The organism is Laedolimicola intestinihominis (assembly GCF_040096155.1).
GTDB lineage: Bacteria > Bacillota > Clostridia > Lachnospirales > Lachnospiraceae > Laedolimicola > Laedolimicola intestinihominis.
The window spans coordinates 1-12,363 of record NZ_JBBMFE010000025.1 but is presented as its reverse complement, the minus strand read 5'-3'; the positions used below and the strand labels follow the sequence as shown (position 1 = coordinate 12,363).

General features: G+C 51.6%; 8 protein-coding genes and 1 tRNA gene. 4 read left to right on the top strand and 5 right to left on the bottom strand.

Going from position 1 to position 12,363, the window contains the following annotated elements:
• Positions 1–167 precede the first annotated feature (167 nt).
• The 3 genes from WMO29_RS16375 to WMO29_RS16365 are packed head-to-tail and all read right to left on the bottom strand — an operon-like array spanning position 168 to position 3,513.
• Positions 168–1,043, bottom strand: a complete 876-nt coding sequence (locus WMO29_RS16375) for a DegV family protein (protein ID WP_349165524.1) — start codon at positions 1,041–1,043, stop codon at positions 168–170.
• 34 nt (positions 1,044–1,077) lie between these two features.
• The gene (gene pheA / locus WMO29_RS16370; protein WP_349165523.1) at positions 1,078–2,205 is read right to left on the bottom strand and encodes a prephenate dehydratase; all 1,128 of its coding nucleotides are present in this window, start codon (positions 2,203–2,205) and stop codon (positions 1,078–1,080) included.
• 21 nt (positions 2,206–2,226) lie between these two features.
• Positions 2,227–3,513: a glutamate ligase domain-containing protein gene (locus tag WMO29_RS16365; protein WP_178038501.1), complete on the bottom strand. Its 1,287-nt coding sequence runs from the start codon at positions 3,511–3,513 to the stop codon at positions 2,227–2,229.
• A 174-nt stretch (positions 3,514–3,687) separates the two neighbouring features.
• On the opposite strand from WMO29_RS16365, the gene WMO29_RS16360 reads away from it, so the two are divergent.
• A complete protein-coding gene (locus tag WMO29_RS16360) occupies positions 3,688–6,480 on the top strand; it encodes a heavy metal translocating P-type ATPase (protein WP_349165522.1) in 2,793 nt (930 codons plus the stop codon).
• Positions 6,481–6,725: 245 nt separating this feature from the next.
• Here the strand turns inward: WMO29_RS16360 and WMO29_RS16355 are convergent, their stop codons facing one another.
• The gene (locus WMO29_RS16355; protein WP_349165521.1) at positions 6,726–8,873 is read right to left on the bottom strand and encodes a Tex family protein; all 2,148 of its coding nucleotides are present in this window, start codon (positions 8,871–8,873) and stop codon (positions 6,726–6,728) included.
• 214 nt (positions 8,874–9,087) lie between these two features.
• Between WMO29_RS16355 and WMO29_RS16350 the strand changes: the two genes are divergently transcribed.
• From WMO29_RS16350 to WMO29_RS16340, 3 genes are all read left to right on the top strand, one after another.
• Positions 9,088–9,510 (top strand): hypothetical protein, encoded by a 423-nt coding sequence (locus tag WMO29_RS16350; protein WP_178038503.1) that lies wholly within the window; start codon positions 9,088–9,090, stop codon positions 9,508–9,510.
• Positions 9,507–10,256, top strand: a complete 750-nt coding sequence (locus WMO29_RS16345) for a DUF975 family protein (RefSeq protein WP_349165520.1) — start codon at positions 9,507–9,509, stop codon at positions 10,254–10,256. Before WMO29_RS16350 ends, WMO29_RS16345 begins: the two co-directional genes overlap by 4 nt.
• A gap of 227 nt (positions 10,257–10,483) precedes the next feature.
• On the top strand, positions 10,484–11,635 hold the full coding sequence (locus tag WMO29_RS16340; protein ID WP_349165519.1) for an FprA family A-type flavoprotein: 1,152 nt from the start codon (positions 10,484–10,486) through the stop codon (positions 11,633–11,635).
• Positions 11,636–11,951: 316 nt separating this feature from the next.
• Here the strand turns inward: WMO29_RS16340 and WMO29_RS16335 are convergent.
• Positions 11,952–12,023, bottom strand: a tRNA-Asn gene (locus WMO29_RS16335).
• Positions 12,024–12,363: the final 340 nt, after the last annotated feature.

Here is a 12,363-nt window from a genome sequence, read left to right as displayed (position 1 = left end):
GAAACACCCTACGGGTATCCCTAGATGCGCTGGAAACATGCGCAAACATAGGAAATCCGGGAGAAGCCCCGGCAGATTTCTCTTGCACCACGGTGTCCGTGAAACGTCCGAACACCTCGCAAGAAAAATTCCCCGGGGCTTCTCCCGGATTTCCGTCCGTTATATTGTTACCGCGGCTCCCCCACAAAGAAGACCGCCAATGTCCCCGGTCCTGAATGCGCCCCGATGGTCGGCCCGACTTCATTCACCAGAAACTCCGTAATCCCAAACTTCTCCCGGATCAACCTCTCCAGATACTCCACATCCTCGATGCAGTCCCCATGGCTGATAAATACCACATCATTTTCCGCCGCAAAGCCATTCATCTGCTCTGCCATGCGATCCACCAGAGCCGAAATCGATTTCTTTCTTCCGCGCACCTTGCCAACCGCAATCAGATGTCCTTCATCGTCCACGTGCAGCACCGGCTTCACATTCATCATGGTTCCCAGAATCGCCGTAGCTTTCGACACCCGGCCTCCTCTGTGCAGATGAAACAGATCATCCACTGTAAAATTATGGCAGATATGAAGTTTGTTCCGCTCCACCCAGTCCGTCACCTCTTCAAAAGATTTTCCCGCTTCCTTCAACATCACAGCCTTGTGTACCAGCAGTCCCTCACCCAGCGACGCGCTCAGGGAATCCACCACCACGACCTTCCGCTCCGGGAACAGGCCTTCCTCCGCGATCTCCTCCGCTGCAATCCGGCCACTGTTATATGTGCCGCTTAAGCCCGAAGAAAAGGCGATATAAAGCACATCCTGCCCCGTTTCCAGACAGGCGCACATGGCAGTCTTCGCCTGTTCCGGGTTTACCTGAGATGTGGTCGGCATGGAGCCGGCACGCATCTTCTCGTAAAACTCCTTCACATCCAGCGGATGCTCTCGATCGTAGGTCTGTCCATCCAGAATATAATTTAAAGAAAGGATAGAAAGCCCATGCTCCCTGATGTAGTCCTCGGGTAAGTCAGTTGTTGTATCCGTCATAATTACATACGGGTTCATACTAATTCCTCCTTCTAAAGCATCTCTAAAAAATTTAGTAATTACCAAGAATTTTCATATTCAACGCTTCCTCGCGGATTCCCCGCAGCGCATTCTTCACCGCACTGTCATTGAGATTGCCCTCAAAATCTACAAAGAAATGATACTCCCAGTTTCGATCCGGAATGGGTCTGGACTCAATCCGGCACAAATTCAGATTATTAAAAATGAAATGCGACAGTACATTGTACAGGCAGCCGCTCTCATGGGTCACTTCAAAACAGATGCTGACCTTCTCCGCATCCTTGCGGAAAATCGGCTGATTCGTCACAATCACAAACCGGGTTGAATTATGCTCACTGCGGTTGATGCCCTGATCCAGCACCTTCAGGCCCTGCTGCTTCGCCGCCAGTGTACTGGCGATAGCTGCCTGGGTCTTATCCTTCTCGTCCGCCACCTTCTTGGCCGCCACCGCCGTATTCAGCACACTGATCTGCTTCCAGTCCCGATGCTCATCCAGATACTTCGCGCACTGCATCAGCCCCTGCGGGTGGGAAAATACCGTCTTGATATCAGAAATTTCCGCGTCCGGCATCCCGAGAAGCGCATGCTGCACCGAAATAATCTGCTCGCCCACAATATAATTATCATATTCTTCCAGCAAGTCGTAGCTGTCATTTACAATACCCGCCGTGGAATTCTCGATGGGCAGCACCGCGTAGTCCGCCATGCCCTCCGCAATGGCGTCCATGGCGTCCCGCCACCGCTCCACATGGAAATGGTTCACATCCTCACCGAAAAATGCGAACATGGCTTGCTGGGCATAGGCGCCCTCCACGCCCTGGTAAACCACCCGGACATTTTTCTTCTCCAGCTCATCCACCATAATAAAGGGCAGGCGTCCCAACGCCTTCTCCTCCATCAGCTGATACTGCAGCTTCCGGCTGATACCCATGATCTGCTTGTACAGCTCTTCCACCCCGTGACCGTTAAAATCATTGTGGGTCAGGGCCTTTACCGCCTCGATCTTCTGATTTTCCCGTTCCTTATCCAGAATCTTTTTCCCTGTGGCAATCTTATACTCCGCCACCTCTTTGGAGATGCCCATACGCTCCTCAAAAAGCGCCACCACCTCCCGGTCAATCCGGTCTATTTCCACTCTCAGCTCTTTTAAATCTCTCATCGTCCGTCCTCTTTTACTCCTTTATTGCTGCTCCCGGATTTCCCGTATCAAATCGCCCAGATAAGACAGGGAACCAAAGGCAAGAATCATATCATCCTCGCCCGCATAGGCCCGCGCCCGGTGTACCGCGTCCCTTAAGCTGCCAGCCGACTCCACCTCCGGATTATATTTCTTCACATCCTCAGCCAGCTTATCCGCAGCCAGCGCCCGGGGATTGTTCGGAGTCATGACCGTGATAACCCGGTCAGCAAGCGGCGTCAGCTGACTCATCACATAATCATATTCCTTATCTGCCAGCACTCCGGCGATAAAGACCTTCCGTTTTTCCGGGAAATAAAGTTCCAGCGTCTCTCGCAGCCGATCGGCTGCGTCACGGTTATGCGCTCCGTCCACGATAAAGAGCGGATGGCGGCTCACTGTCGTAAAGCGCCCCTGCCATACAGTCTCCGTCAGCCCCTTTCGAAGAGCCTCATCGGAAATGTTCCATCCGCAGTCGCGAAGGGCCTGAACTGCCTCCACCGCCAACGCCGCATTATCAATCTGCCAGCTTCCGGTGAGTCCGGGCTTCAGCTTCGTCTCTTCCTTATAAGTAAAGGTCTGATTTTCAAATACGTATCTTACATCTTTGATATCGGATTTTCGAACCTCACGATATTCCGTGTCCTTTTCCGCACAGGTCTTTTGCAACACCGCACTGACCTCCGGTCGCTGCGCAGCGCTGACCGCTATCGTGCCCGGCTTAATGATTCCGGCCTTGACTGCGGCGATCTCCTCTACCGTATTACCAAGAAAGCCCATGTGATCCATGCCGATCTCCGCAAATACGGATATCACCGTGGTCTTCACTACATTGGTCGCGTCGGTCATACCGCCCATGCCGCACTCCAGCACCACCAGGTCGCACTGCTTTTCCTTAAAATAAAGAAAGGCCATGGCCGTCTCCACTTCGAAGGCCGTGGGATGATGCAGACCTTCCGCCAGCATCGCCTGTCCTGCTGCCTCTACACTATCGGCCAGTCTGGCTACCGCTTCCTCCGAAATATATTCCTCGTTCACCTGAATCCGTTCCCGATAATCAAAAATCGTCGGGGAAATGTACCGCCCCACCTTATATCCGGCCTCTTTCAGAATCGTGGAAATATACGCCAGTGTAGATCCCTTTCCGTTCGTTCCCGCGATATGCACAAACTTCAGATCATCCTGGGGATTTCCAAGCCGCCGAAGCAGCTCCCGCTCCGTATCCAGTCCCAGCACATATCCGTATTTCGCCGTATCATCAATAAAAGCTCTCGCTTCCTCATAAGTCATAATTTACGCCTCGGTTTCCTAAATTATGTCTTATTATACTTTACCGCGGTGGTGATTGCAAGATTTCTTATATTTATCTGAATTGCCCCTTGACATTCCTATATAAATGTGGTTAAATCATCATATGAACAGTTAATCATATATAAATATAATTCTTCAAAGGAGATCTATAAAATGGCAGATATGGAAAAGGACAAATTGAATCCCGTATCCGAGCATGAGGAGCACGAGCACTGCGGCTGCGGTTGTGAGCACGATCATGACCATGAGCACGAACATCATCATGAGCATGAAGAGCATACGCACCACCATCATCACGAACATGATGACGACGATTGCTGCTGTGAGCACGATCATGACCACGAGGAGTATAAGCACCACCATCATCACGAACATGATGACGATGAGTGCAGCTGTGGCTGCGGGCACGACCATGGACACGAAGAGCATGAGCATCATCACCATGACCATGGCGGCTCCTGTGGCTGCGGGCACGACCATGAACACGAAGAGCATGAACATCATCATCACGATCATGACCATGGCGATTCCTGTGGCTGCGGCCACGATCACGGTCATGAAGAGCATGAGCATCATCATGAGCACAGCGCCAACACACGCCGCCAGGTCTACATCATCGAGAATCTTGGCTGCGCCCACTGCGCTTCCAAGATGGAAGAGAAAATCAACGCCCTGCCCGGCGTAGAGGAAGCAACCATCACCTTCGCCACCAAGCAGCTCCGTGTCCTGGCCGCTGATCCGGACGCATTGCTGCCGGAAATGCAGCACATCTGCTCTTCCATTGAGTCCGAAGTGAAAATTGTTCCCAAAACCGTGAATGCATCTGCAAAAACGAAAGTATACATCATCGATGGCCTGGATTGCGCCCACTGCGCGTCCAAGGTAGAGGAGCGTATCAATGAAGTACCCGGCGTGGGAAATGCCGTCCTGACCTTCGCCACCAAGCAGCTCCGCATCACCGCCAAAAATCCGGACGCTCTCATCGACGAGATTCGCCGTGTCAGCGTAGCACTGGAGCCGGAAGTCACCATCGTAGAGCGTGATCCGTCACCGAAATCCGCTGCCAAAGACGCTGCAGCAAAGTCTGCCAAAGAAGCTGATGAGAAAAAAGAGCGGCAAGAGCTCATTTCCATTATCATCGGCGCGGTTTTCTTCGTAGTCGGCGAGATTTTAAGCCACATGGGCGTCGCTGCCATCGTAACCCTGCCCGTATTTGTCATCGGCTACCTGATCCTTGGCGCAGGCGTGCTTCTGACCGCCGCAAAAAATATTTCCCATGGACAGATTTTCGATGAGAATTTCCTGATGAGCCTAGCGACTGTGGCCGCTTTTGCCATCGGCATGTATCCCGAGGCCATGGGCGTTATGCTCTTCTACCGCATCGGCGAGTTCTTCGAGCACAAGGCCGTAGAGCGAAGCCGCGGACAGATCATGGACGCTGTGGATATGCGTCCCGAGGTCGTCAATCTGGTACAGGGCGACGATATTAAAGTCATCCCGGCTGAAAACGCCAAGGTGGGCGATATCCTGCTCATTCGTCCGGGCGACCGGATTCCTCTGGATGGTGAAATCATTGAAGGTGAGAGCCGTCTGGATACCTCACCGATTACCGGCGAGCCCGTTCCGGTGGCTGTAAAAGCCGGCGACGACATCACCTCCGGCTGTGTGAACACCTCCGGTCAGCTGAAGATTCGCGTGGAGAAGCCGCTGTCCGAATCTATGGTAACCCGTATTCTGGATTCCGTAGAAAATGCAGCCGCAAGCAAGCCGAAGATCGACCGCTTTATTACCCGGTTCTCCAAGGTTTACACGCCCATCGTCGTAACTTTGGCTCTGGTAACCGCTATCCTGCCGTCTCTGGTGACCGGCAACTGGCATCAATGGATTTATACCGCAATTACGTTCCTGGTTATGAGCTGCCCCTGCGCCCTTGTGCTTAGCGTACCGCTGGCATTCTTCTCCGGTATCGGCGCAGGCTCCAAGAAGGGTATCCTGTTCAAGGGCGGCGTGGCTATGGAGGCTCTGAGCAACCTGGGCGCTGTGGTTATGGATAAGACTGGTACTGTGACCGAGGGTAACTTCAAGCTTCAGAAGGTGGTTGCCACCGGAACTATTTCCGAGGATGAGCTGCTCCGCATCACCGCAAGCTGCGAACAGTTCTCCACGCACCCCATCGCTGTCAGCATCGTAACCGCTGCACAGGAGAAGGGTATCGCTCTCGAGAATCCCGCTTCTCTGGAGGAAATCGCAGGCCACGGTATTTCCGCTTTCCTTGCTGCAGGCAAGGTACTCTGCGGTAATCAGAAGCTGATGGATGAAAATGGGATAACTATGGACGCTGCCATCGACACTGGCTACGGCTCCGAGGTCTTCCTGGCTGTGGACGGCAAGCTGGCCGGATATCTGGTTATTTCCGATACCCTGAAGGCTGACGCGAAATCCGCCATTGCCCGTCTGAAGAAAATGGGTCTTCGCACTGTCATGCTGACCGGCGACGCCCAGGAGAGCGCTGAGGCGGTAGCGAAGATGGCCGGTATCGACGAGGTTCACGCAAAGCTTCTTCCCCAGGATAAGCTGAGTATCATGACCAGGCTCCGAGAGCAGAACGGCAATGTAATGTTCGTGGGCGACGGCATCAACGACGCTCCGGTTCTGGCCGGCGCTGACGTGGGCGCGGCTATGGGAAGCGGCGCAGACGCGGCTATCGAGGCAGCTGACGCGGTATTCATGACCTCCAGTATGGAGTCTGTACCCACCGCCATCTCCATCGCCCGCAGCACCAACCGTATTGCGGTTCAGAACGTGGTTTTCGCTCTGGTTATCAAGATCGCGGTTATGATTCTGGGTCTGGCCGGACACCCGAATATGTGGCTGGCTGTATTCGCCGATACGGGCGTGGCTATGTTGTGCGTGCTGAATTCCATCCGTATCCTTTATAAGAAATAGATTTGATAAAACGGTAGATTTTGAACTGTCGGGAGAAAAATAAAATAGGTTGGAGGATGTTAGCTGATTTTTCGTAGGGACGAGCAGGCTAGGCAAGCACCCGAAGGAGGCCCTGTTTGAGGGCCGTAGGCCCGAGTTGGCCGGTCGGGTGCGTAAAAGCCGCCTGCGAGGAGTAGAAAAATCTGCGTATCCTCCAACCTATTTTATTTTTCTCCCGGCAGGGATTTACGTTCTTGTCGGGATATTTATTTTACATCTTTCATCGTCAATCCGATTCGTTTTTTCTGTAAATCTACGCTCAAGACTTTCACATCCACGATATCTCCCACACTCAGCACCTCCAGCGGGTGCTTAATATATCGATCGGTAATCTGTGAGATATGCACCAGACCATCCTGGTGAACGCCGATGTCCACAAATACGCCAAAGTCGATGACATTACGCACGGTTCCTTTCAGTATCATACCCGGCTTCAGATCCTTCATTTCCAATACATCCGTACGGAGAATGGGCTTCGGCATCTCATCGCGGGGATCCCGCCCCGGTTTTTCCAGTTCCTTGACGATATCTCGCAGAGTTAGCTCGCCGATTTCCAGCTTCTCTGCCAGATGCTTATAATCATGAATCTTCCCGGACAGGCCTTTAACGCCGCCCTTCTTCAAATCTTCTGTGGTGTAGCCCATGGTAGTCAGCAGCTTCTCGGCGCTGGCGTAGGACTCTGGGTGTACGCTGGTGGCGTCCAGAGGATTCTTGCCACCTGTGATGCGTAAGAAACCTGCACACTGTTCAAAGGCTTTGGGACCCAGCTTAGCCACCTTCAGAAGCTCTCTGCGGCTGCTAAAGCGACCATTTTCTTCCCGATAAGCTACGATATTTTTCGCCAGGGTTTTGTTAATACCGGACACATACTCCAGGAGCGGCGCAGAGGCCGTATTCAGGTCTACACCGACTTTATTTACACAATCTTCCACGACGCCGGACAAAGCCTCTCCCAGCTTCTTCTGGTTCATGTCGTGCTGATACTGACCGACGCCGATGGAGCGGGGATCGATCTTCACCAACTCTGCCAGCGGATCCTGCAAGCGGCGGGCGATGGACGCGGCACTTCGCTGTCCCACGTCGAAATTGGGAAATTCCTCGGTGGCCAGCTTGCTGGCGGAATAGACGGACGCACCGGCCTCATTTACAATCACATAACGAACTGGCGTGGGCAGCTCCCTGATGAGCTCCACGATAACCTGCTCGGACTCCCGGGAGGCGGTTCCGTTGCCCACAGAAATCAGCGTGATACCATATTTCGCAATCAGTTTTTTCAGGATAGCCTTGGCCTCTGCCACCTTGTTCTGGGGCGCCGTCGGGTAAATGACTACCGTATCCAGCACCTTGCCGGTGGCGTCCACCACAGCCAGCTTACAGCCGGTACGGAAGGCCGGATCCCAGCCCAACACCACCTGACCCACGATGGGTGGCTGCATCAGGAGCTGCTTCAGATTCTTGCCAAAGACACTGATGGCTCCATCCTCCGCTTTCTCGGTCAGCTCATTTCTTATCTCACGCTCAATGGACGGCGCAATCAGACGGCTGTAGCTGTCCGCGATCACCATTTTCAGCACCGGCGTCGTATGCGGATTGTCCCGCACAATAACCTTCTTCTCCAGATAGCGTAAAATGCGCTCCTCCGGCGCTTCCACACGGACAGTCAGCACCTTCTCCGCCTCGCCCCGGTTCAGGGCCAGAATCCGGTGTCCGGCCGCCTTTTTCACCGGCTCCTCATAATGGTAATACATCTCGTAGACGGTCTGGGCCTTCTCATCCTTGGCCTCGGACAGAAGCTGACCCTCGTCGAAGGTCGCCTTCCGGATATAGGACCGGTAGTCAGCCTCATCAGAAATGGCCTCTGCCAGGATATCTCCGGCTCCGGCGATGGCGTCTGCTGTCGTCAGCACGCCCTTTTCCTCGGAAAGATATGCCACCGCCTCTTCCTCCAGTGGCTTTTTCGTCAACTGCAGACGAATCACATCCGCCAGACCGTCCAGACCTTTTTCCTTCGCAATGGTCGCCCGGGTACGCCGTTTAGGCCGGTACGGGCGGTACAGATCGTCCACAGCCACCAGGGTCTCCGCAGCCAAAATCTGTGCCTTCAGCTCTTCCGTCAGTTTCCCCTGCTCCTCGATGCTTCCCAGCACCTGATTTTTCTTATCCTCCAGACCGCGAAGGTACGTCAGACGTTCATGCAGATTTCGCAGCACCTCGTCGTTCAGTGAACCCGTCGCTTCCTTTCTGTATCTGGAAATAAATGGAATTGTGTTTCCCTCGTCGATGAGCTTGACCGCGGCCTCTACCTGCCAACGCTGAACGCCCAGCTCCTCGGTTAGTTTCCTGATAATATCCATAAGAGTGTTCCTCCTGTCTCTCCTTGACCTTTTCCGGTCACGGCACTGCTCTTATTATACGAAAATCCACCTTTCCCCGCAAGCCATAACTTGACCGCCTGTACCTTTCTCCTGCTTGCGCCTTTTTCAAGATTTTTCTTTTTTGGCCCGTATGTAAGATTTATTTGTCTTTCATTATCAGCTATGTTATCATGTTTATTTAGGAGGAATTTTTATGGACTATAATCATACCGAACAACCAAATATGAATTTTCAACAGCCACCTTTTAATCCTTATAGAAAAAAGCCGAACCGGATGGCGAATCTCTCTCTGATTCTCGGCGTTCTGACGCTCCTTTCGGTTATCAGCATTTATTTCATCTATATGGCTCTGCCTCTTGGCTGTATGAGTATCCTGTTCGCCCATCTGTCCAAAGGTGACAGCTACCGGCTTTCCCCAAAAGCTGTAGGCGGCATGACCGTTTCTATCCTTGCTATCCTGATTACTGTGGTAATTCTGGTACTCGGCTTCTATCTGGCCATTCAGCTTTTCGGTCTGGAGACGCTGATGGATCCGGATGCTTTGCAGAAAGCAATTTCCGACCTTTATAATCAGCTGCCCACACAGCTTCCGATGACAGGAGGTGGCTCCTTATGATGAAACCAAAGGAAATCCGCCGCCAGGCCCGTATGACTCTGCAGGGAAATTATTTCTTTGCAGTCAATTTAACCATCAGTCTGACCATATTTACCCTGGCACTGACCATCGTTTTGCAGAGTACCAGTCTTGGAGAATCACCGCTTCCTTTGAATCAGGCGCTGTTCTGGATCCTGAATCTGATTGTCATGATCCTGAATTCTCTCCTTACAATAGGACTGATCCGCTACCTTTATTCTCTTTGCAAAAAAGAACCCATCGTACAGCCCTGGCCCTTTCTCTATGCTTTCCGCAATCAGCCGGATACCTTTATCCTGACCTATCTGTTCCGCTACGCGGTATCCCTGGTCTGGTTCGCACCTGCGCTGTATTGTTACCTGAAGCTTCCCTTCAGCATCGATATTACAAATATGTCCGCAGAAGTCGTTCAGCTTCTGACTCATATGGCGGCCTATGCGGTTCTCGCCTGCATCCCGGCAGTACTGGTATCCATCCCCTGGTGCCTGACTGAATTTGTGCTGCTGGACGACCCATACTGCTCCGCCAAAGACGCGCTGCAAACCAGCCGCCGCCTGATGCAGGGTCAGTATTTCCGCATTCTGCGCCTGTGGCTGGGCTTCCTGCCTCTGTGCCTGCTGGGTATCGGTTCCATGGGCATCGGTTTTCTGTGGATACGTCCCTATTTCTATGTAAGTATGGGACATGTGTACCTGGAACTACGCAGAGATGAACCGGAAGTATTGTAAAGATATTTTCCTACCTTTTACCAAAATACTTTTCTGAATCATACGTTATGTTCATGAGTGCAGATTTTTTCTTTTATCCAGATTTTTCTGAATCCAGATGAACGAAAAAGCTTCTGCACTCTATTTACTTTCTCTTCATTTCTCCTTTCTTTCGACTTTTCTGTTCTATACACCTTATTTCAAATATGCTATAATTAGCCTATCTTAACTAAAAGGAGCGTATTACAATGGAAATTACCAAAGATATCAGATACGTGGGCGTCAATGACCATGATGTGGATCTCTTCGAGGGTCAGTACGTGGTTCCGAACGGCATGGCCTACAATTCCTATGTCATCCTGGATGAGAAAATCGCCGTTATGGACACCGTAGACGCGCGTTTCGGACAGGAATGGCTGGATCAGATCGGCGCTCTTCTGGGCGACCGCCATCCGGATTACCTGATCGTACAGCACATGGAGCCGGACCATTCCGCCAATATCGCCAAATTTATGGAGCTTTATCAGGATACCACCGTCGTGTCCAGCGCAAAGGCCTTTGCCATGATGAAGCAGTTCTTTGGCACGGATTATGCTGACAGACAGGTTGTCATCAAAGAAGGCGACACGCTCTGTCTCGGCAAGCACACCCTGGCCTTCGTGGCCGCTCCCATGGTTCACTGGCCGGAAGTCATGGTGACCTACGATACCTGCGACAAAGTACTGTTCTCCGCCGACGGCTTCGGTAAATTCGGCGCTCTGGATGTGGAAGAGGACTGGTCCTGCGAGGCACGCCGCTACTACATTGGCATCGTCGGCAAATTTGGCGTACAGGTACAGAATCTCCTGAAGAAGGCCGCTACCCTGGATATTCAAATCATCTGCCCCCTGCACGGACCGGTGCTCACGGAAAATCTGGGATATTACCTGAATCTCTACAACACCTGGTCATCCTACCAGCCGGAAGAGGACGGCGTCGTTATCGCCTATACCTCTGTCTATGGCCACACCAAAGAAGCGGTAGATCTGTTAGCTGATAAGCTCCGCGCCAAGGGCTGCCCCAACGTCATCCTTCACGATCTGGCCCGCGCCGATATGGCCGAGGCCGTCGAGGACGCATTCCGCTACAGTAAGCTGATATTGGCTACCATCACCTATAATGCAGGCATTTTCCCGTTCATGCGCGATTTTATCGAGCACCTGACCGACCGCAGCTACCAGAACCGCACTGTTGCCTTTATGGAAAATGGCTCCTGGGCTCCGACTGCTGCCAAAGGTATGAAAGCTTTACTGGAAAACAGTAAGAAGCTTACCTTTGCAGAAAATACCGTTCGTATTCTGTCTGCCTTAAGCGAAGATAGCCGCGCGCAGATAGAAGCACTGGCTGATGAGCTCTGCTAAGAATGTACCACCTGGTATTGTGTATAATCTCAATATGAAATAAGACCTTCCAGTTTCTATTCTGGAAGGTCTTATTTTATCCTCATATCCTAATTTAAAAAAATATGTTTCCTTATTTATTCAAAATAATTATCTATCATCATATTCTTAATGATTCCCTATTGTCTGAATTACTGCCTGTTTTGATGCAATAAAAAAGAATGTACCTTCCTTCGAAGATTTTTTGTTCTATAAAAAGCCTGACTTTCACGCTTCAATGTAACACGGTATTGTAGATCCCAAAAAACCTGCAAGCAACGCTTACAGGTTTTCTTAACTCCCCGAGTAGGGCTCGAACCTACGACATTTCGGTTAACAGCCGAACGCTCTACCACTGAGCTATCGAGGAATATTTAATTCAGATACCATAATACCTGATCACCCAACCCTTGTCAAGTGTTCAGGTACTTCCTTGTACCTTCAAAACTATATACTGCATATCTTTTAGACATTTTTCTATCCTATGACGCTTCGCGGTTATTGGTCTTGGTCGCTACGAAACCGGTCATTCGGAATTCGCTTCGCTTCTTCCTCATGTCCTTTGCTTCGCAAATGACCGTCTGTACCGTCTGTTTCATCCCGGAGTGCAAGCACTCCTCCTTTCAACAGCCGCTACATACGACCGCTTTCTCCGCTCTTGGTCAAGCCCTCGACCTATTAGTAACAGTCAGCTCCATGCATTACTGCAC

Coding starts and splice junctions, on each gene's coding strand:
- WMO29_RS16355 (WP_349165521.1), bottom strand. CDS start 8,873: ATGGATATTATCAGGAAACTAACCGAGGAGCTGGGCGTTCAGCGTTGG.
- WMO29_RS16340 (WP_349165519.1), top strand. CDS start 10,484: ATGGAAATTACCAAAGATATCAGATACGTGGGCGTCAATGACCATGAT.
- WMO29_RS16345 (WP_349165520.1), top strand. CDS start 9,507: ATGATGAAACCAAAGGAAATCCGCCGCCAGGCCCGTATGACTCTGCAG.
- WMO29_RS16350 (WP_178038503.1), top strand. CDS start 9,088: ATGGACTATAATCATACCGAACAACCAAATATGAATTTTCAACAGCCA.
- WMO29_RS16375 (WP_349165524.1), bottom strand. CDS start 1,043: ATGAACCCGTATGTAATTATGACGGATACAACAACTGACTTACCCGAG.
- WMO29_RS16360 (WP_349165522.1), top strand. CDS start 3,688: ATGGCAGATATGGAAAAGGACAAATTGAATCCCGTATCCGAGCATGAG.
- WMO29_RS16365 (WP_178038501.1), bottom strand. CDS start 3,513: ATGACTTATGAGGAAGCGAGAGCTTTTATTGATGATACGGCGAAATAC.
- pheA (WP_349165523.1), bottom strand. CDS start 2,205: ATGAGAGATTTAAAAGAGCTGAGAGTGGAAATAGACCGGATTGACCGG.